The organism is Vibrio rumoiensis (assembly GCF_002218045.2).
Lineage (GTDB): Bacteria > Pseudomonadota > Gammaproteobacteria > Enterobacterales > Vibrionaceae > Vibrio > Vibrio rumoiensis.
This window is the reverse complement of the sequence record NZ_AP018686.1, coordinates 592,170-611,449: the sequence shown is the minus strand read 5'-3', so window position 1 is coordinate 611,449 and position 19,280 is coordinate 592,170. Positions and strand designations below refer to the sequence as shown.

The 19,280-nt window shown below is 40.1% G+C and carries 22 protein-coding genes; 6 read left to right on the top strand and 16 right to left on the bottom strand.

Features of this window, described 5'->3' with window-relative positions; all coding sequences use genetic code 11:
* The 5 genes from VRUMOI_RS15205 to ccoN form a co-directional block, all read right to left on the bottom strand.
* Window positions 1-480, bottom strand: coding sequence for a FixH family protein (locus tag VRUMOI_RS15205; RefSeq protein ID WP_089140279.1), 480 nt, complete (start codon window positions 478-480; stop codon window positions 1-3).
* Between the two features lie 77 nt (window positions 481-557).
* Complete coding sequence (gene ccoP / locus VRUMOI_RS15200) at window positions 558-1,550, bottom strand: cytochrome-c oxidase, cbb3-type subunit III (protein ID WP_089140278.1); 993 nt, start codon at window positions 1,548-1,550, stop codon at window positions 558-560.
* Complete coding sequence (locus VRUMOI_RS15195) at window positions 1,550-1,726, bottom strand: cbb3-type cytochrome oxidase subunit 3 (RefSeq protein ID WP_089140277.1); 177 nt, start codon at window positions 1,724-1,726, stop codon at window positions 1,550-1,552. The genes ccoP and VRUMOI_RS15195 overlap by 1 nt, the downstream gene beginning before the upstream one ends.
* Window positions 1,727-1,736: 10 nt before the next feature.
* On the bottom strand, window positions 1,737-2,354 hold the full coding sequence (gene ccoO, locus VRUMOI_RS15190; protein WP_089140276.1) for a cytochrome-c oxidase, cbb3-type subunit II: 618 nt from the start codon (window positions 2,352-2,354) through the stop codon (window positions 1,737-1,739).
* Window positions 2,355-2,366: 12 nt separating this feature from the next.
* Complete coding sequence (gene ccoN / locus VRUMOI_RS15185) at window positions 2,367-3,797, bottom strand: cytochrome-c oxidase, cbb3-type subunit I (RefSeq protein WP_089140275.1); 1,431 nt, start codon at window positions 3,795-3,797, stop codon at window positions 2,367-2,369.
* 216 nt (window positions 3,798-4,013) lie between these two features.
* On the opposite strand from ccoN, the gene VRUMOI_RS19540 reads away from it, so the two are divergent.
* Complete coding sequence (locus tag VRUMOI_RS19540) at window positions 4,014-4,421, top strand: hypothetical protein (protein WP_089140274.1); 408 nt, start codon at window positions 4,014-4,016, stop codon at window positions 4,419-4,421.
* Between the two features lie 276 nt (window positions 4,422-4,697).
* On the opposite strand, the gene VRUMOI_RS15175 is transcribed toward VRUMOI_RS19540, so the two are convergent.
* On the bottom strand, window positions 4,698-5,027 hold the full coding sequence (locus VRUMOI_RS15175) for a hypothetical protein (protein WP_089140273.1): 330 nt from the start codon (window positions 5,025-5,027) through the stop codon (window positions 4,698-4,700).
* A gap of 226 nt (window positions 5,028-5,253) precedes the next feature.
* Here VRUMOI_RS15175 and VRUMOI_RS15170 point away from each other — a divergent pair, with 226 nt between their 5' ends.
* A complete protein-coding gene (locus VRUMOI_RS15170; RefSeq protein ID WP_089140272.1) occupies window positions 5,254-6,018 on the top strand; it encodes a DsbA family protein in 765 nt (254 codons plus the stop codon).
* A 407-nt stretch (window positions 6,019-6,425) separates the two neighbouring features.
* Here VRUMOI_RS15170 and maoP read toward each other — a convergent pair whose 3' ends face one another.
* Window positions 6,426-6,773 (bottom strand): DUF413 domain-containing protein, encoded by a 348-nt coding sequence (maoP, locus tag VRUMOI_RS15165; protein WP_089140271.1) that lies wholly within the window; start codon window positions 6,771-6,773, stop codon window positions 6,426-6,428.
* Window positions 6,774-6,946: 173 nt separating this feature from the next.
* Between maoP and hdfR the strand changes: the two genes are divergently transcribed.
* Window positions 6,947-7,810, top strand: coding sequence for an HTH-type transcriptional regulator HdfR (gene hdfR / locus VRUMOI_RS15160; protein WP_089140270.1), 864 nt, complete (start codon window positions 6,947-6,949; stop codon window positions 7,808-7,810).
* A 109-nt stretch (window positions 7,811-7,919) separates the two neighbouring features.
* Window positions 7,920-8,096 (top strand): hypothetical protein, encoded by a 177-nt coding sequence (locus tag VRUMOI_RS19275; protein WP_162598432.1) that lies wholly within the window; start codon window positions 7,920-7,922, stop codon window positions 8,094-8,096.
* An 82-nt stretch (window positions 8,097-8,178) separates the two neighbouring features.
* On the opposite strand, the gene VRUMOI_RS15155 is transcribed toward VRUMOI_RS19275, so the two are convergent.
* The 8 genes from VRUMOI_RS15155 to VRUMOI_RS15120 form a co-directional block, all read right to left on the bottom strand.
* Entirely contained in the window at window positions 8,179-8,325 is a 147-nt protein-coding gene (locus VRUMOI_RS15155; protein ID WP_089140269.1) for a YoaH family protein, read from the bottom strand.
* Window positions 8,326-8,338: 13 nt separating this feature from the next.
* Complete coding sequence (locus VRUMOI_RS15150; protein ID WP_089140268.1) at window positions 8,339-9,199, bottom strand: DUF2861 family protein; 861 nt, start codon at window positions 9,197-9,199, stop codon at window positions 8,339-8,341.
* Between the two features lie 17 nt (window positions 9,200-9,216).
* The gene (gene vxrB, locus VRUMOI_RS15145) at window positions 9,217-9,873 is read right to left on the bottom strand and encodes a response regulator transcription factor VxrB (RefSeq protein ID WP_089140267.1); all 657 of its coding nucleotides are present in this window, start codon (window positions 9,871-9,873) and stop codon (window positions 9,217-9,219) included.
* Window positions 9,848-11,260, bottom strand: coding sequence for a sensor histidine kinase VxrA (gene vxrA / locus VRUMOI_RS15140; RefSeq protein WP_089140414.1), 1,413 nt, complete (start codon window positions 11,258-11,260; stop codon window positions 9,848-9,850). The genes vxrB and vxrA overlap by 26 nt, the downstream gene beginning before the upstream one ends.
* A 346-nt stretch (window positions 11,261-11,606) precedes the next feature.
* Window positions 11,607-12,989 (bottom strand): Re/Si-specific NAD(P)(+) transhydrogenase subunit beta, encoded by a 1,383-nt coding sequence (gene pntB, locus VRUMOI_RS15135; protein WP_089140266.1) that lies wholly within the window; start codon window positions 12,987-12,989, stop codon window positions 11,607-11,609.
* Between the two features lie 9 nt (window positions 12,990-12,998).
* Window positions 12,999-14,552: a Re/Si-specific NAD(P)(+) transhydrogenase subunit alpha gene (pntA, locus tag VRUMOI_RS15130; RefSeq protein ID WP_089140265.1), complete on the bottom strand. Its 1,554-nt coding sequence runs from the start codon at window positions 14,550-14,552 to the stop codon at window positions 12,999-13,001.
* A gap of 311 nt (window positions 14,553-14,863) precedes the next feature.
* A complete protein-coding gene (locus VRUMOI_RS15125; protein ID WP_089140413.1) occupies window positions 14,864-15,139 on the bottom strand; it encodes an HlyU family transcriptional regulator in 276 nt (91 codons plus the stop codon).
* 110 nt (window positions 15,140-15,249) lie between these two features.
* Window positions 15,250-16,233: a Solitary outer membrane autotransporter beta-barrel domain gene (locus tag VRUMOI_RS15120; RefSeq protein ID WP_089140264.1), complete on the bottom strand. Its 984-nt coding sequence runs from the start codon at window positions 16,231-16,233 to the stop codon at window positions 15,250-15,252.
* 157 nt (window positions 16,234-16,390) lie between these two features.
* Here VRUMOI_RS15120 and VRUMOI_RS15115 point away from each other — a divergent pair, with 157 nt between their 5' ends.
* Window positions 16,391-17,842: a protein adenylyltransferase SelO gene (locus VRUMOI_RS15115; protein ID WP_089140263.1), complete on the top strand. Its 1,452-nt coding sequence runs from the start codon at window positions 16,391-16,393 to the stop codon at window positions 17,840-17,842.
* A 50-nt stretch (window positions 17,843-17,892) separates the two neighbouring features.
* Window positions 17,893-18,351 carry a DUF3069 domain-containing protein gene (locus tag VRUMOI_RS15110; RefSeq protein ID WP_089140262.1) on the top strand — a complete coding sequence of 153 codons (459 nt, stop codon included), beginning with the start codon at window positions 17,893-17,895 and terminating at the stop codon, window positions 18,349-18,351.
* Window positions 18,352-18,436: 85 nt separating this feature from the next.
* Here the strand turns inward: VRUMOI_RS15110 and VRUMOI_RS15105 are convergent, their stop codons facing one another.
* The gene (locus VRUMOI_RS15105) at window positions 18,437-19,129 is read right to left on the bottom strand and encodes an aspartate/glutamate racemase family protein (RefSeq protein WP_089140261.1); all 693 of its coding nucleotides are present in this window, start codon (window positions 19,127-19,129) and stop codon (window positions 18,437-18,439) included.
* Window positions 19,130-19,280: the final 151 nt, after the last annotated feature.

Genomic DNA, 19,280 nt, shown 5'->3' with positions numbered 1-19,280 from the left:
TTAATCAAGTAAAACGGTTGGAGTTTTAGTCGGAAAAGTCACTTTTCCTTGAATAATCCATTCTTGATTATGTGGTTCTAGTTTTATAAACCAAGGGCCTTGTAACGGTGTATCTAGGTTAAGACGATAGTTACCATTGGCATCAGAACTCAGCGTTTTTTCAAAATCTCGATCCGGGAGAGTCCGGTGAGTAAACTTCACTTTTAGCGCAGGATAAAGTGGTAATTTTCCTTTATCCAATTTAAAAGTTATACCTTCAGGTGTCGAGACAACACTAGCATTAAGCTTAAAGCCTTTGGCGACGTGTATCTTAGTCAAGTCAACATTGATACCTTTACCTTCTTGATAGTAATTTTCTGAAACCAGATCAACACTATTTTTAGTAAATAGCCCAAGTGTCACAAAGCTACCAACCACAGCACACATAGGAAGGAAAATTAGAAACCAAGGCCAAAATTGTTTATACCAGGGCTTTTGCATAGTGTTCTCACAAATAAAACGAAATAGATATAAGAAAAAACAGCCCCATTTAGGGGCTGTTAAACCACTTATTATTATTATTTAGCCGATTCAGGCTGATTTGGATTGCTTAAACTCCAAACATAAGCCGCGACAAGGTGGACTTTATCTTCACCTAAGATATTTCCCCAAGCTGGCATTACGCCTTGACGACCATAAGTGACAGTCTCTGTTACGTCTGCTCGAGAATCACCAAATAACCAATCTTTATCAGTCAGATCTGGTGCACCAAACGCAGGGTTGCCTTTACCATCAGTACCATGACAGGCAGCACAAGCCGCAAAGCGAACTTTACCAGCAGCGGCTTCACGTGAGTTAACTTTACGCCCAGATAGACTCAAGACATAGCTGACAACTTCACGAACACCATCTTCACCAAATGTTTCACCCCAAGCAGGCATCGCTCCGACACGACCTTGACGGATAGTCGTCAAGATGGCTTCAGGCTCACCACCATATAACCAAGCATGGTCAGTTAAATTAGGGAAACCTTTTTGGCCTCGAGCATCCGATCCATGACACTGAGAACAGTTTTGCAGAAATAAATTCTGACCGACACGTAAGGCATCAGGATCGGCAGCAATCTCAGGCAAGCTTCTATATGCTGAACCATCATCGCTATAAGCAAGTTGTTTAAATGATTCACCGTAAAATTTATCAGCATCATCTAACTCTTTTGCATATTGATCCAATTGCTTATTTTCTTGCGCAGATTTAATCGACGCTTTCATTTCTTCAACCGATTTCACTTGCTGCGCTGAACTTGTCCAACCTAATAGGCCAGGGTAGTTTCCAAGACCTGGGAACAAAGCTAAGTAGATAGCTGCGAAAATAAACGTTGAGAAAAATAAATAGGTCCACCATTTAGGAAGTGGGTTGTTGAGCTCACGAATACCATCGTATTCATGCCCCATATCCGCACCTTCTTCTACACCCATCTTATCTTTCAAGCACCAGATCAAGATGGCAGCAATACCAAGGATAGTTCCTATTGTAATAACGGTAATCCAAACACTCCAGAATGTAGTCATTACTGCATTCCTCCCTGTTTTTTATCTGATTCAGCTGGTTCATCATCAAAAATGATATTTGCCGCTTCATCAAAACGTGACTGGCGACTTTTACTTCCGTAAGCCCACCACACAACGCCACAAAAGCTGATGAATAAAACAAGAGTCCAGATACTATGAATTGTTACGATATCCATATCACTCTCCTCATTTCATTGCATGGCCAAGAGATTGTAGATAAGCAACCAAAGCGTCTAGCTCAGTTTTACCTTCAACATCTTTCTTAGCATTAGCAATCTGTTCATCAGTGTAAGGCACGCCAAAATCATCACGGAATATTCTAAGCTTCTGCTCGGTATATTCACCAGTTAACTTATTTTCCGCCAACCACGGGTAACCAGGCATGATAGATTCAGGAACAACTTCACGTGGATCAATTAAATGAACACGATGCCATTCATCAGAATAACGTCCACCTACACGAGCTAGATCAGGGCCTGTACGCTTAGAACCCCATAGAAACGGATGTTCCCATACTGATTCACCTGCAACAGAGTAATGGCCATAACGCTCTGTTTCAGAACGGAATGGACGAATCATTTGGCTGTGGCAAACACTACAACCTTCGCGGATGTAGATATCACGACCTTCCATTTGGAGTGCTGTATAAGGTTTTAAATCCTCAACAGGTTCTGTTGTCTGCTTTTGGAAAATTAGTGGCGTGATCTCAACCAATGCCCCTAAGCTGATACCGAAAACCATTAAAATTGCCAATAGACCGACGTTCTTTTCGACTATTGAATGGCGATTCTTATTCGAACTCATATTCATAGCCTCCTATAAAGCCGGTTGAGGAATAGCTTTCAAGCTTTCCTTTGGCGCAGAAATCGTTTTGTACGTGTTATAAGCCATCAACAACATACCAGACACAATGATCACACCACCAATAAAGCGAACTAGGTAGAATGGGTGAGATGCTTCAACCGTTTCAACAAAGCTATAAGTTAATGTGCCATCAGCATTCACTGCACGCCACATCAAACCTTGCATCACACCTGAAATCCACATAGCAACGATGTACAGTACAGTACCGATAGTCGCAAGCCAGAAGTGAACATTGATCAGTTTGATAGAGTACATACGCTCTTGACCAAACAGCTTAGGAATTAGATGGTATAGTGAACCAATAGTCACCATTGCAACCCAGCCTAACGCACCAGAATGCACATGGCCAATGGTCCAGTCAGTGTAATGAGAGAGGGCATTTACTGTCTTAATAGCCATCATTGGACCTTCAAAGGTAGACATACCATAGAAAGACAGTGAAACAATCAAGAAACGCAGAATTGGATCGTAACGCAGTTTATGCCAAGCGCCAGATAGAGTCATAATACCGTTGATCATACCGCCCCAAGAAGGAACGAATAAGATCACAGACATCACCATCCCTAATGACTGAGTCCAATCAGGAAGAGCCGTATAATGAAGGTGGTGAGGACCAGCCCAAATATAAAGAGAGATTAACCCCCAGAAATGGACTATAGATAGACGATAAGAGTAAACAGGACGTTCTGCTTGCTTTGGTACAAAGTAATACATCATACCTAGGAAGCCTGCCGTTAATAGGAAGCCTACCGCATTATGTCCATACCACCATTGAATCATGGCATCGACAGCGCCAGAATAAATGGAATATGACTTACCAAAAGAAACGGGAATCGCCATACTGTTTACAATATGTAAAACGGCAACCGTTAATATGAAACCACCAAAGAACCAGTTAGCCACATAAATATGTGAGGTTTTTCTCTTAATCAAGGTTCCAAAGAACACCACCGCATAAGCAACCCAAACCACCGCAATTGCAATGTCGATAGGCCATTCTAATTCGGCATATTCTTTACTTGTTGTATAGCCCAAAGGTAAAGAGATAACAGCGGATAATATAATTGCCTGCCATCCCCAGAATGTGAACGGGACTAATAAACCACCAAATAAACGTGTTTTACAGGTTCTTTGTACAACATAATATGATGACGCGAATAGGGCACTTGTACCAAACGCAAAGATCACGGCATTTGTATGTAATGGACGTAAACGGCTGTACGTCAACCACGGCGTATCAAAGTTAAGCTGTGGCCAGACTAATTGAGCAGCAATTAAAACCCCCACGCTCATACCAACAATCCCCCAAAGTATGGTAACTAAGGCAAATTGACGTACGACCGTGTAGTTATAATTATGCTCAAGCTGATGTTCTTGGCTCATCTTGAATGCTTCCAATATTATAATTAACTACATAGCATCAACACAAAAATAGTGTTGTAATGTTACCCAAACGCACGTATCGGTATGAGAATCACCCGATAGGAATAGTTTTCAATCAAAGTAACATTTTCGTTGCCTACTATACCTGACATACCAATAGGTTATATAGGTAAATTCGTAAAAGTTTGAAGTAAGTTACATAGGATAAAAAGCGCAATGGCGGCAGAAAAACTCACTAAAGCGAGACTTGTACAAATACTCATCATATTCATCATTTTGGCTAGTGCATTTACATGGCGAACATATCATCACCAACCCGTTAAAAAGTCAGAAGATATATGTCACTTAGACAGGTCATGTTCATTGAATCTTGAAGGTATAACACTGTCTATAAATTTCAAAAAAATCGATAAAGAACAAGTTGAAATATCAATTCAAGCAATTGAAAATAAAAACAAAAGTAAAATAATGGCTCTTTCTGTAAGCTCAAATGTACTCACAGAAAATACTCACCACATTCAAAATGAAACATTCAGATTAAACGTCCGCGCGGCATTAAACAATTCACGTTGGTCAATCGAAACTCAAGATGGAAAACAGCATTGGTTTACTTTAAAAGAGTAAGAATCATCGAAGTTAAAAAGATTGTTGCCAAATGTAAATATTTAGTTATAAGCACTCCATAAAGTACTCACAAGGAAGCGATTCAAACCTCAAAGTCACATAAACCAAAACATCAAAATAAGATGGGGAATAACACCCAGAAAGAATAAGAATCCACATATGACACAATCACATTTAACATAATATACGTAATGCGCACTTAAATTAGGGTGATAATGAAACCATTACGCCCAGCTTTCAGCATAAAAACATAATAAAACTCACTATACTTATCTTCTAGTCACGCATACTCACCGTTAACCGTAACAACTTCTCAGGTGTGTCATACTTTATTTTTTTGTTCTTATATGGAGTTAATGATTTCGCTGCCACTTTACATAGTTGACTATCACCCGTTGTCCTAACACGTTTCAACTTAGCGTAGTCATGATCGATGTGATTCATCGTTAGCATCATTCGGCATTCACCTTTTAAGTTATTTGATGATTTGTCGACCACTTTCATGATCTTTTTCTTATAAAACTTTGCTACTTGGTATCTTTGGCTATCATCATAACTAAAAGCTGCCGAGCTTATAGCCACTAGACATAAAAATAATAACTTCAAGCTCTTAACCTTCTGTCAATTGAGAGCTTTCTATTTTCACAGTATCAACTTCTTCATCAAGTCTACTTACTCTGTTAGTTATGGTAACCTCAATGTTGGGAATAAATTACAGAAAATTCATCTTGCTGCGATAAATAAGTCGCCTCAAGCAGGAACTTATCAACCAAAATAGGTTCTGATTAAACTAGAATCGAAATTTTTAAACTGACTATTTACTGGGAAACTTATGAAAAAGCTTATTTTACCTTTTGCATTAGCCGTCGTATCTCAAAGTGCTTCATCTGCTAATACAACGACATTCACACCAGAACAAGAAGCAAAAATCGGTGAAATTGCAGCTCAATACTTAGTTGACCATCCTGAATTCTTAATTCAAGCAAGCCAAAAACTCCAGCAAAAACAACTAGAAGAACAAGCCAACGCGCAAAAATCAGCAGTACTCTCCAATAAAGAAAAATTACTGAATGATGCATCTACCCCTTTTACTGGACCTAAAACAGCTAAAGTTAATGTTATTGAATTTTTTGATTATCAATGCGTGTATTGCTATCGAATTTCTTCAACCATTGAATCTTTACAGAAACAGTATCCTGAGGTTCGCTTTATTTTCAAAGAAACCCCTATTTTTGGTAGCCGTTGGGAACCATCAAAATATGCAGCTCAAATGGGATTAGAAGTCTTTGCCCAGAAAGGTTCAAAAGCTTATGAGCAATATCACAACGGTATTTATGCGACCGGTTTGAACGAAGGTAAATTAACCAAGACGGCGGTAGACACTCAAGCTAAGAAAGCAGGTGTGGCATTAGAACAGTTCAAACCAACTGAAAATTATCAAAAGAATTTACAACTATTCTCCCAACTAGGTTTTAAAGGCACCCCAGCTTTAGTTGTTCTTCCAACTGAAGGTGCAACTACGGAAAATACATACGTAATTAATGGTGCAGATGTTGCCACGTTAAATAACGCCATAAAGACTTTAACTAGCAAATAATCTAACCATCAACAAAACAACTTTATAATAGCGAGCATTTTTATACTCGCTATTTTTTTATCACAAAAAAGTGACACCGTAACCACGAAAAGGCATTCACAATTATAAGAAGTACCAACCTTAGATAAAAACAAACCTAGGAAAAGGTGTAATAAAAGAACAAAACCAAAACAAGACCCACCACTTGCACATGTACTTATATTTCAGTTTGTGGATAAGTTGTGATTATATGTCGTAAATTATAAAGCTTTTATTTGGATTTAAATATATCTCTTTTATTTCAATTGGTTGTTGGTTGGGCGCATTTTTCCAGTTAGTTACAGCGTATCGTTTTGAGGCAATTAAAATGAGCAAAAAAAAGCCCACCATCTCTGGTGGCTCTTTGAGCTGCTTTGCTATTTCAGTATTTAGTCATCAATGAGAAGGTCGTCAGAATCACCGTCATCATCATATGAAGAAGATGTTCCAGATTTCACTGTGCTGCATAACGTATAAGTTCTTTTACGTTGTGTTTTACTTAAATATTTCTTCCAGCACTGAGCGTATTTATTTATCACGCCCTCGCCCCCTTCTTGAAATGCAGTAATAAATTCCTGCTCATCATTATCTTCAGGAGTTAGGTTGCCTTCAAATAGCCCTTGCATGGCTCTACCATAGTTTTCAAGGATCTGAGCTTCACTAATAGTAAATTCACCAGAGCGGCTAAAGCCCCTAGCGAAGTGTTTATTATCAAAAAACTTTCCTAGATTTCTCATGTTTTAACTCTTTTACTGTGGTACTTGTATTTGTGCGAAAATAGGTGTTTATTGTCTATCTGTACAACAAAAGATTTTGTTCAGTTTAATGAAAAATTTTTATCATTTTGCGGTATTCTTGACTTTATCTTAGTCAAAGAATCAGACTTTTTTCAAATCCTTTGAGGTGAACTTTGGATACAGAGCTATTAAGGACATTTTTAGAAGTAGGAAAGACACGCCATTTTGGTCGAGCAGCCGAAAGCTTGTACCTTACGCAGTCAGCTGTAAGCTTTCGAATCCGACAGTTAGAGTCTCAGTTAGGCAGTCCTCTTTTTTCTCGACAGCGTGGTAACGTACATCTGACACCGGCTGGTGAGAGATTATTGCCTTATGCTGAATCTATTTTGCAAACATGGGGACGAGCTCGACAAGATGTTTCTCTCAGCGAAAGCTATATGGAGCAAATCTCATTAGGGGCCTCTTCTAGTGTTTGGGAACTAAGCGGCATTTCAGACTGGATCAATGCCAGCCATCAAGCTCTCCCTGAAATTGCTTTTAGAATGGAATCGGTTAGCCGACAAGATATAGTAAGGGCCTTATTAGAAAAAAGTATCGACATGGCACTTCTCGGTGACCCACCTAAAGTGGAAGGCTTTAAGCTTAAGCAAGTCGCTAATTTTGAATTTAAATTAATCTCAACTCTACCTGGCGTGAGTTTCAATGAATTGCCCCCCATTCCTTTAGCTTACTTGGATTGGGGGACGCGTTTTTCCATCGAACATGCACGGATTACAGAGTTACAACGAACTCCACTACTTCATGCATCCTCGAGTAATGTTGTGGTGAATTTTTTAATTGCAAATACAGGCATGGCCTACTTACCTGAACCTGTTGTCTCTAAGAGCCTTGATAGTGGCAAATTATTTGTCGTTGAAGATGCTCCAGTGATGGAACAGTCTCTGTACTTATGCTGGAACGAAGATAATGAAAAAGTAGAACACATTAATCAATTAGCGAATGTTCCATTTGAATTAAGAACGCCATCCGACGATTAGTAACTTTCATGCTGACATCAAAAAAACTTCGTTTTACTGTCACATTGTTATTTCATAATCTCTATATTGTCTGAGAATAATTCAGACGTTTTGATAGTTGGATAGGAACATGAGCAACTGGGATAAGTGGTTAGGTAATGATACTTCTCGTTTAGTGGGCAAAAAACACAAACGAGGTTTTGATGATTATGATGGTGAGCTAATTGAAAAAAGCAAATCAAAGCGCAAATCTCATAGAGATAAGCATAATCCGAGATCAGAGGACTTCGAAGACCGTTTGTACTAAATGATTGAGAGGGCTTTTTTGCCCTCTTTAAATTTCATCAAAATATTAAGTTATAGTGCGTTAATTTACACAAGAGGAAGATTTACCCCTCTTTCTTTTCCTTCCTGATCTTTTGTGACACTATTCTTATCGCTTCTGCCGTACTAATACCTTGTTCCATTAACTTTTGAATTTCTTCTACTGCAGCTTGTTGCTCAGCGTGGCTAAGCGTAGGGATATCATCAAACATAATACTCTCTTATTTATTCCGAAATATCGAAGGCTTTGTTCAGAATCTGTTTATCTTCAATTGTTATCGCACCTTGCCAGCGTTTATGAATAATAGACACACCTAGTAAGTAACGATCAGCAGGAAGCTTAGTCTCTGGAACTTGAGTGGGATAATCTGATTCATACTCTTTATTCCAAACTTCTTTATAATCGCCGTCAACATTACCATAAAGTGCGACATCCATCACTGGTAAAGGACAAAAACGGTTTAATAATGCCGTTTTATCGACTACCCACTCTTCTTTCGAACTCCACCTAACTGTTTGCTTATGATTCGGATGAGCTAATAAAATCCAACTCTCCCATTCCTTTCCTTGCTCAGTACTGATCCTTATCTTATAGAGTCCGGTATCCAATTGAGCATTCAAATCAACTCTTTGGCTGTATTTCCAATGTTGATTATCAATTTTTTCAGGTGTGTTCACGTTAGACATAACCACTTGATCTGGCCATTTGGTGAACGTGATTTGTTTTAATTCTACGTCTGATTGAGCATCGATCTTTAAACGATAACTTAATCGCCCAGGGCTTTGTATTGCCTGCCTTTGGATCGCGAGTTTATCCAACCATTTTGGAAGTTTTGAGTTATCAAAAGATCGGCCACAATCTTTATCTAATGCCTTTAATAACAATTGGTCTAGATGACTTCTGATAGGAGCTTCTGGCTCTTTTTGCCATGTTTGGATCATCGCATCAAAGCTTTCTTCTAGATTCCCTTCTAATAAAAACTGATGGGCATTGGTGAGCGATGTTTGCTCTAGAAACCAGTTATTTACTGCCCAACTAGGGGCAGTAATAAGTGACAGTGCAACTAATGAATATCTGAGCTTCAAAGTTTCAACTCAGCTTCTTAAGCTTTCATCTTATAGCCAACACCACGTAGTGTTTCTATTTTGATGCTTGGGATCTTTTGTCTAAGTTGCAGAATATGCGTATCAACGGTACGAGTTGTTGGGAAATGGTTGTATCCCCAAACATGATCGAGTAGCTCATCGCGAGTAAATACGCGTCCCAAGTTACTTGCTAAAAATACCAGCAAATCAAACTCAGTACGCGTCATCACAATCATTTCTTCGCCAAATTTAACTTCACGCGTTGTTTTATCAATAAAAATTTCACCTACAGTGATGGTATTGGCATCTTCTTCAGCATCAGGAGAGCGAAGTTGAGCTCGAATACGAGCAAACAGTTCCGCTTCAGCAAATGGTTTAGTGAGATAATCACTTGCACCAGCATCAAGACCTGACACTTTGTCTTTAACTGAAACTAACGCTGTTAATAAAATAACAGGCACAGATTTAATGTTCTTCCAATCATTTAAGAAAGTTACTGAGTCACCATCGGGTAATTGACGGTCTAAAATAACTAAATCTGCTTTACCCCAAACGGATGCAACATCAGCTGCACGCTCAACATGCAAACACTCATAACCAGCTTGCTCTAAACTAACCAATAGGCCATCAGCAAGATTGCGATCATCTTCAACGAGTAGCAGTGTCTGTTTCACAGGGAATCTCCAATTTAAATGTTGTTGGCGGGCCACTTAAGCTCATAGAGCCGCCCATTCGTGCCACCATTGATTCAACGATGGTTAGCCCTAAGCCTAATCCGCTTTTACTCACGAATGGTTTACGTAATTTGGCCCAATCCTTTTTAGTCAGTTGGCCTTGATCTATTATTTCAAGAACCAGCTTATTTGAATATATTGTTGCCTTTAGCTTTACAGGGTCCACACCATATTTACATGCATTTCTTACTAGATTATCGACACATGTTCCTAGCCAATAAATATTCACTTTGACGGCTAGATCTTGATTTAATTCAATGTCTATATCGAATTCGCCTTGCGTGTATCGATATTCTAACCATTCATCAACAGAGGGTATCCATTCTGTTGCTAACGCTTGTGTATCTGATTGTAAATAATCTTTACTTGCCTCTGCCAACTGCCTTAGTCGACGCGTGTCCTCACACAAACGTCTAAACTCATCATAAACCGTATCAGGTAAATGTTCGAATTCACGTCGAAACCCTTCTACTGTAAGAGATAAACTTGCAATTGGTGTTCTTAATTCATGCGTTAAAATTTGCAAAACTAACATTCGGCTACGCAATTCTTTTCGTTTATTTAACCAGCGGGAATATCCCCAGCCACAAATTAAAATAACGTTAACAATACCTAAAGCCAAGATACTATAAAATAATGCATCCGAGTTATTTCGAATATCCCAACATACATTGCCACTTTTAACGTAACAATGTTCACTTTGAGCGGCTGGTGTGGCTAATAATTCTGAGCGTTCTAATGTCTTGTCTAACGTATTTTGGTCAAATATATAATATTGCATACCTCGACGTAACCAGAATTCATTACCGGCAAGAATCGTCTCTGAGCCTGAAATTAACGCTGTAATTGAATCATAAGGCATTAATTGCAAACGACCTAATAAAGTATTCGCTTCAGCAATGGGTCTTTCTTTAACATGCATAAAAGGCAATAATTGTTTATAGCGATCTGGGTGGATTTCCGCGTAACGAGCCGCATAAGTACCACCACCTGGGTGAATTAAACCTGAGCGTATAAACCACTTTATTGGCAAATTAGTACCATTACAAAGTGCTCGTGAAAAGACCAAAGGCTCTGTAACTAGAGGACTTAATGGGTATTTCCCCTTACAGGTTGTCGCCAATTTATACAATCGCTGCATATCTTGTAACGGATACTTTGCTGTCTGAGGCAGTAATGAATCGGGTAATAATAAACTGGTTGGAAAATCAGTTTGAATCACACGTAAATCATAAACCGCTGTTGCCTTTGAATTATCAAATGACTCTTTAAATTGATCGATACGGTCTGGCAAAGTTGCAGCACTTGCTGTACCTGCTATTACCATTATCGATAAAATAAAAAATCGAGTGAATTTCAAAGGTTAACCATCCTATCATGCATATATCTGGGGCATATCATACTACACAAAAATCAACTTCTAGCCATCTGCCATGTCATTTTTAAGTCATTATTAACGTTTGATTAACTTCTCCCCCAATTTCTCTACATGCTTAAACTTTTTTCCTCTCATTTGACGGGTTATCGTCATGAGGTTTTTATGTATGGAATAGCTTCTCGTCGCAATGAAGGCATAAAGAGGCGTCTTAATGAATAAAGTTAAAGCATAAAAAAAGCCAATCACTAAAAAGTAACTGGCTTGATTATAATGCTTTTAATTCACTAAGCTGTAATTACAAAGCCTTAGCAATTGCATCTACGCTGGCTTTTGCATCACCAAACAGCATTTGCGTGTTTTCTTTAAAGAACAATGGGTTTTGTACACCGGCGTAACCTGTGTTCATTGAACGTTTAAAGACAATCACGTTTTTCGCATTCCAAACTTCCAATACAGGCATACCTGCGATTGGGCTGTTTGGATCTTCTTGAGCTGCTGGGTTCACTGTATCGTTCGCACCAATGACAAGTACGGTATCAGTCTCAGAGAAATCATCGTTGATCTCATCCATTTCTAATACGATATCGTATGGTACTTTTGCTTCTGCTAACAATACGTTCATGTGGCCAGGTAGACGACCTGCTACAGGGTGAATACCAAAGCGAACTTCAACACCTTGAGCACGTAACTTTTCAGTAATTTCGTAAACTGGGTACTGAGCTTGCGCTACCGCCATTCCGTATCCCGGAGTGATGATCACAGACTTAGAGTCTTTTAGCATTTCAGCCACATCTTCCGCGGTTGTTTCACGGTGTTCACCTTGCTCTTCATCGCTTGATGCAGATGTAGGTGCTGCGCCGAAGCCACCAGCGATAACGCTAATAAACGAACGGTTCATTGCTTTACACATAATGTAAGACAGAATCGCACCAGAAGAACCCACTAGAGCACCCGTTACGATAAGTAGATCATTTGCTAGCATGAAACCTGCCGCTGCTGCTGCCCAACCTGAGTACGAGTTCAGCATTGACACAACAACTGGCATATCCGCGCCACCAATTGATGATACAAGGTGATAACCAAATACCAGTGCAATCGCAGTCATCACGATTAACGCTAGCATGCTGCCGTCATTATTAACGAAGTAGATCATTAACAACGTTGAAGCCACTAGTGCTAATAAATTCCACTTGTGTTTGTGAGGAATGTTCATCGCAGAAGATGAAACTAGACCACGCAACTTACAGAAAGCAACAATTGAACCACTAAACGTAACTGTACCAATGAATACACCTAAGAAGACTTCGACTAGGTGAATCACATGTTCAGCATGGTTTAAAGTCATAGTGCCCATGTCTAAGTAGCTGTTGTAGCCTACTAACACAGCCGCCATGCCTACAAAGCTATGTAGCATCGCCACTAACTCAGGCATTTCTGTCATTTCTACTTTCTTCGCGTAGAAAATACCAATCGCACCACCGATCACCATCGCAAGGATAATCCAAGTAATGCCACCGGTTTCAGGGCCAAAGATCGTTGCGATCAATGCGATCGCCATACCAGTAATACCGTAGTAGTTACCAGCACGAGCAGAATCTTGCTTAGATAGACCAGCAAGGCTCATGATAAAAAGAACAGCAGCAACAATGTATGCCGCTTGTACTAATCCTGCAGACATATGTTACTCCTATTTCTTACGGAACATTTCAAGCATACGTTTGGTCACGGTAAAGCCACCAAAAATGTTAATGCTCGCAATTAATACAGCAATGAAAGACAACACGGATACTAACGTATTACCTTGCCCAATTTGAAGCAACGCACCGACAACGATAATGCCAGAAATAGCATTGGTTACCGACATCAATGGAGTATGCAGTGAATGCGAAACATTCCAAACTACGTAGTAGCCGACAACACATGCCAATACAAACACAGTAAAGTGTGAAAGGAATGCAGCAGGAGCAACACTTGCTACCCACGCAAATGCGCCAGCAGCCACAACCATACCCACCACTTTCTTCGTTGGTGATTTTGGCTCTTCAACTTTTGGCTGTGGTGCCGCTTGAGGTTTCGCAGCTGCTTGTGGTTGCGCTGAAACCTTAATTGGTGGCGCAGGCCATGTTACTTCACCTTCTTTAACTACGGTTACACCGCGAAGAACCACATCATCAAAATCAATATTGATGTTGCCATCTTTCTCTTTGCATAGCAGTTTTAAAAGGTTAACAAGGTTTGTGCCGTACAACTGAGAAGATTGAGTCGGCAGACGACCTACCATGTCAGTGTAACCAATCACGGTTACGCCGTTTGGTGTCGTAATCACTTTATCGGCTTCCGTGTATGCACAGTTACCGCCATTCGCAGCCGCAAGGTCGACAATCACGCTACCCGCTTTCATGCTATCAACCATTTCTTTGGTGATAAGCTTCGGCGCTGGGCGGCCTGGGATCAGTGCTGTTGTAATGATGATATCAACATCTTTCGCTTGCTCAGCATAAAGCTCTTCAGCCTTTTTGTTGAACGCTTCAGACATCTCTTTAGCATAACCATCACCCGAGCCAGACTCTTCTTTAAAATCAACTTCTAAGAATTCTGCGCCCATTGATTGGACTTGCTCTTTTACTTCAGGACGTACATCGAATGCACGAACGATAGCACCTAAGCTACCAGCAGCACCGATAGCAGCAAGACCCGCTACACCCGCACCCGCGACTAATACCTTAGCCGGTGGTACTTTACCTGCAGCCGTAATTTGCCCCGTAAAAAAACGGCCAAATTCATGCGCAGCTTCAACAACCGCACGATAACCCGCAATATTGGCCATTGAACTTAGTGCATCTAGCGATTGTGCGCGAGAAATACGCGGCACAGAATCCATCGCCATAACATTAATGTTTTTGGTCGCCAGTTTATTGAGAAGCTCTTCATTTTGAGCTGGCCAAATAAAACTTACTAGACTCGCCCCATCTTGAATAAGCTCGAACTCATCCACGCCTGTTTCATCATTAATACGAGGTGCATTAACCTTCAGGATTAAACCTGATTTCCACACTTCTTCAGTATTAACAATAGAAGCACCCGCAGCTTCAAAAGCAGCATCATCAAAGCTGGCAAGCGCACCTGCGCCCGATTCAACTGCGACGGTAAAGCCGAGTTTTAAAAGCTGCTCAACCGTTTTCGGCGTGGCAGCAACTCGCGTTTCACCCGCGAGTATTTCTTTTGGTACACCAATCTGCATAGCTATTCCTTGAACATTGGCACAATAAATTTGTAGTTCACTATCATTAACCTATCCCACAACGAAGCTCATTAATTCAGATCAACTTCATCAAATAGATAGAGAGTTAAGATAGTAACCGTAAGTCTTATGTAATAAAAAAACATTTTTATATGACATATAACTCTAAGTAAGGTGATTCTCACCCTTATGACGTAAAAAAACAACAGATTGAACACGAAAACAGGTCATACCTGACATGCACTGGATGCATTTGTGTAGAAAAGCTTCATGTGTTACGTCATAAAATGCTTAGTAAACGTCCAGTTTCATCAAAAAATCTTGCCTGATGATTGGTCAATAAACATCTTTGACTTCTTTACCATTAACTCGCAAGCATCTGATTTTGAAGACAATACATCTGAACGTATAAAGCGATGGCTCTTCATTTCCCCATCAAGCTCTTTGGTTATTTGTCCAGCAATACGATACTGACCACCTTCTGCTATCGGTTCTGGGTAAATTAAAAAACCATTGTATTCAATTGGCTCAACTTCTTCCTTGGTTGGCGTCTTACTACCACCAAATAGCTTAGATAAAAATCCCAATGACATATCCTCTTAATAATTCTTTCAATCCAAATCGCTTCCGTTAAGCTAAGCCATTCATAGACAAAACTCAAATAGGGTTCTCAACAACCATTACTGCAATAAAAAGTTTACTGGTTAAAAAACAGCACTAAGCTTCCACCTTTTAAGGCACTGCCATAATTCATATTGATACCGATACCAACATTATCAATGTAGTCTTTAAAAACTGGTGGCGTCAGTAGTAACCCAAGTGAAAACTCGTAGTAATTATCCGTACCAAATGAAGCCACCGGATCGCCTTGTAAATCAATACGCTTAAAGCTGGTGTAAGCAGAAGGAATATAGCCCGCCCAATTGGTTAGGTTATAGTTAGCTTTTAACCCATTGACCATATACCAGCCTTTCGGGTTACCAAAATCGTATTCACGTTTCTTATCCCATACCTTTCCATAAAAGTAATTAAAGGAAGAGGTGTATTTCCAGTAACCCCACTTACGGCTCAATTCGTAGTTAAGCTCAATGTTAGGCTCAGCAATATAAGAACGGCTTGAAGTATTATAGGCATAACCATCGAGGAAAGGCTTAAGTTGTTCGCTTTCTGGACTGTTATAAGCGTGTTTATTTTTGAAATACATAAAATGATTACCTAAACCATATTTAAGATTCCAAGAATCTGTAATGTTATAAATAAGTCTATATTCAAAGAAAGCATCATAGACTTCATTAATATCGTTATCGGCAGGCAGATCTGGGCGGCTATCCAAAGAAATTTCATTGTCAAAATGGACATAAGAAGCACGAATCGCAATTTCATGTTTGATCTGGGGGCTTGGGCTATTGAGTTCCCAAGAATATGGAAAGCTGGTAACGGAAACTTTGTTTCTTAAATTAAGAGACTCATCATCACCCATATCATCGTTCTTAAATGGTGTGATGGCGTTAGGGTTGAAATTTTGAATACCAAACTGAATCGCTTCGCTGTCGGTTAACACCACAGCCGTGGCAAAGTTTTGCTGAGCGCGAGAACGAATCTCCTCATCAGCTTCTGCAGATAGAATCACGGCAAAATAAAGAATACAACCAGCAAACCATGCCGTAACAACTGACCTCACTCACTATCCTTATTATTATGTAAACCGACCGCAGCGTAGACCAGTAATAGAGAAAATCAACCGCTCCAAATAACCAAAGCTTACCCTTAGTTTTGTTCGGTATTTGCATTTGGTTAAGTATGCTAAGTTATCTAGAGAAAATAAAGGGGCTTTCATTATGTCATCTTGGTCTAGCGCACAATTTAGTTATCATTTTCATCAATTATCACAACCTTTCCACCATAATGTGACACCGTCACCGTTAAACCATCCTCATTGGGTACATTGGAATAGCAATTTTGCCCTTTCACTTAACTTGCCTGAACAAAGTAACACGGAAATGCTTAATGCGTTTTCTGGTATTGCACTTCCTGAAGCATTTAAACCGATTGCGATGAAATACGCAGGCCACCAGTTTGGTTATTACAACCCAGATCTTGGTGATGGCCGCGGTTTACTGATGGCAGAAATCAAAGCAAATGATGGCCATCGTTACGATATTCATGTTAAAGGTGCTGGCTTAACCCCCTTTTCTCGTCAAGGTGATGGGCGTGCCGTTCTACGCTCAAGTATCCGAGAGTACCTATGTTCTGAAGCCTTACATCATCTCGGCATTCCAACAACACGAGCGTTGGGGCTCATTAACAGCGACACGCCGGTTTACCGTGAAAAGACCGAAACGGGGGCGATTTGTATTCGCCTAGCGGAAAGCCATATTCGCTTTGGTCACTTTGAACATTGCTTTTATACCGGTCAGCATGAGCAACTAAAAGAGTTAATCGATTACACATTGAGCAATCACTTTCCTGAATGCCTACAACAAGAAAAGCCTTACGCCGCGATGCTACAAACAGTGGTTATTTCTACGGCGCAATTGTTTGCTAAATGGAATGCGTTTGGGTTTGCTCATGGTGTATTAAATACCGATAATATGTCGATCTTAGGCCAAACGTTCGATTTTGGGCCTTTTGGATTCTTAGACAATTACGATCCTAGTTTTATCTGCAACCATTCTGATTACCAAGGTCGCTATTCTTTTGCCAATCAACCCAATATTGGATTGTGGAACCTAACCGCTTTGGCACATTCATTATCACCTCTAATTGAACGTAGCGATTTAGATGAAGCGCTCGCACTCTATGAGCCAGAACTCAACCGAGAATTCAGCCGGTTGATGCGTAATAAGATTGGTTTGCAAACCAAGCAAGAAAAAGACCCGGAGCTCTTTGGCGAAATGTTTGCTTTATTGGCAAAAAATAAAGTCGACTACACTCGCTTTTTCCGTCAACTTTCGATGATAGACAGCCAAGGAACTCAACCGGTTATTGATTTAGTGCTCGACCGTGAAGCAGCGAAAGCTTGGTTAGAGCAATACCAACAGCGACTTACTTTAGAAACTCAAAGTGAAGCTGAACGTTGTCAATTAATGAGAACCCATAACCCCAAATACATTCTGCGCAATCATCTCGCTCAAATTGCTATTGATAAAGCGGAAAATGGTGATTACTCGGAAGTGGAAACGCTATTTACCTTGCTACAAAACCCTTATGATGAGCAGCCAGAGTATGATCAATATTCAAATCTGCCGCCTTCTTGGGCACATGAGTTGGAGATCAGTTGCTCTTCGTAGCAAGCTTATCCATAATGCAGGCTCTAGGCAGAATTAAATGAGGTTTCCTTATGTCAGAACAACAAGAAATAAACGTAGCAGAAGAGTCAGTGGAAGCCATTGATCTAAGTACTTACTCGCCAGAACTTCGTCACCTAATCGAGTTCGAAGAAGTGCCAGAACAAGCCGTTCCAATGGTAACTTCTATTCATGACGTTTCAGAAGAAGCCGTTCGTGACGTGTGGGATGATTTACCAGCCAGTGCGCAAAATATTTTAGATAACTTCGAACAATTCCACGCTTTGATCTCAGTTGGCCAAACTTTTGCCGCTATCGATTTCATGCAAGAGTTCGAAACGCTAAAAATGCGTGAAGGTATGAACGAAGAAGAGCAGCAAGAATACCGCGCAAGTCTATTAGACAAAGTGCTACAAAACTGCGTTAAAGATATGGTTAAGCAACTTAAAAAAGCACGCCGTGACCCTATTTTGAAAAAAGATTTCATGGAAATTTTTGCCGAGCAAGCGTAATCGTATCCGCACAATATCAAGATAAATAAAACAACGCTGACTCTCCTGTCAGCGTTTTTTATTGCTCAAAGCACAATACCGTACGTTAGCTAATCGCCCACTTTACAGCATACTCAGCATGAATTTTCGTGGTATCGTATAACGGCACATTGGTGTGATGTTGATTGATGAGCAACGCAATTTCAGTGCAACCTAGTATCACAGCTTGCGCACCTTGAGAGGATAAACGCTCCACCACTTCTATATAACGCTCTCTCGATTGCGTATTAATTTCGCCTTGACATAATTCATCGTAAATCACCTTGTGGATTAAGCTGCGGTCTTCATCATTTGGCACCAATACTTCGATATCGAATTTATCAATTAAGCGACTTTTATAGAAATCTTGCTCCATAGTGAAGCGTGTGCCGAGTAATCCCACTTTTGTAATACCATCGGCAACCAATTGCTCCGCGGTTGCATCGGCAATATGTAAAATTGGAATATTAATTTTAGCTTCAATTTGAGGGGCAACTTTATGCATGGTATTGGTACAAATGAGCAGACAATCCGCGCCGCCCGCTTCCACCGATTGAGCCGCCTGAGCCAAAATCATTGCCGTTTCATCCCATTGACCTTTGTGTTGCAAGGTTTCAATCTCAGCAAAATCGACACTGTATAGACATATCTTGGCAGAGTGTAAGCCCCCTAATTCAGCCTTAATACCTTCATTGACCGCTTTATAGTAACTCAAGGTCGATTCCCAACTCATGCCACCTAACATTCCAATCGTCTTCATCACAACTCCTACACTCGATTCGTTTTTATCTTACGGCTTGATCTTTTTTCTTAGTCTCAAAACACGCCCCATCACTCAATAACTATTTCGCTTTCATAAGCTGCGTGTATTTTTACCCACTAACAATCAGCGGTATACTGTTAAATTATCG

Coding starts and splice junctions, on each gene's coding strand:
- VRUMOI_RS15205 (WP_089140279.1), bottom strand. CDS start 480: ATGCAAAAGCCCTGGTATAAACAATTTTGGCCTTGGTTTCTAATTTTC.
- ccoP (WP_089140278.1), bottom strand. CDS start 1,550: ATGACTACATTCTGGAGTGTTTGGATTACCGTTATTACAATAGGAACT.
- VRUMOI_RS15195 (WP_089140277.1), bottom strand. CDS start 1,726: ATGGATATCGTAACAATTCATAGTATCTGGACTCTTGTTTTATTCATC.
- ccoO (WP_089140276.1), bottom strand. CDS start 2,354: ATGAGTTCGAATAAGAATCGCCATTCAATAGTCGAAAAGAACGTCGGT.
- ccoN (WP_089140275.1), bottom strand. CDS start 3,797: ATGAGCCAAGAACATCAGCTTGAGCATAATTATAACTACACGGTCGTA.
- VRUMOI_RS19540 (WP_089140274.1), top strand. CDS start 4,014: ATGGCGGCAGAAAAACTCACTAAAGCGAGACTTGTACAAATACTCATC.
- VRUMOI_RS15170 (WP_089140272.1), top strand. CDS start 5,254: ATGAAAAAGCTTATTTTACCTTTTGCATTAGCCGTCGTATCTCAAAGT.
- maoP (WP_089140271.1), bottom strand. CDS start 6,773: ATGAGAAATCTAGGAAAGTTTTTTGATAATAAACACTTCGCTAGGGGC.
- VRUMOI_RS19275 (WP_162598432.1), top strand. CDS start 7,920: ATGAGCAACTGGGATAAGTGGTTAGGTAATGATACTTCTCGTTTAGTG.
- VRUMOI_RS15155 (WP_089140269.1), bottom strand. CDS start 8,325: ATGTTTGATGATATCCCTACGCTTAGCCACGCTGAGCAACAAGCTGCA.
- vxrA (WP_089140414.1), bottom strand. CDS start 11,260: ATGGTAATAGCAGGTACAGCAAGTGCTGCAACTTTGCCAGACCGTATC.
- pntB (WP_089140266.1), bottom strand. CDS start 12,989: ATGTCTGCAGGATTAGTACAAGCGGCATACATTGTTGCTGCTGTTCTT.
- pntA (WP_089140265.1), bottom strand. CDS start 14,552: ATGCAGATTGGTGTACCAAAAGAAATACTCGCGGGTGAAACGCGAGTT.
- VRUMOI_RS15115 (WP_089140263.1), top strand. CDS start 16,391: ATGTCATCTTGGTCTAGCGCACAATTTAGTTATCATTTTCATCAATTA.
- VRUMOI_RS15110 (WP_089140262.1), top strand. CDS start 17,893: ATGTCAGAACAACAAGAAATAAACGTAGCAGAAGAGTCAGTGGAAGCC.
- VRUMOI_RS15105 (WP_089140261.1), bottom strand. CDS start 19,129: ATGAAGACGATTGGAATGTTAGGTGGCATGAGTTGGGAATCGACCTTG.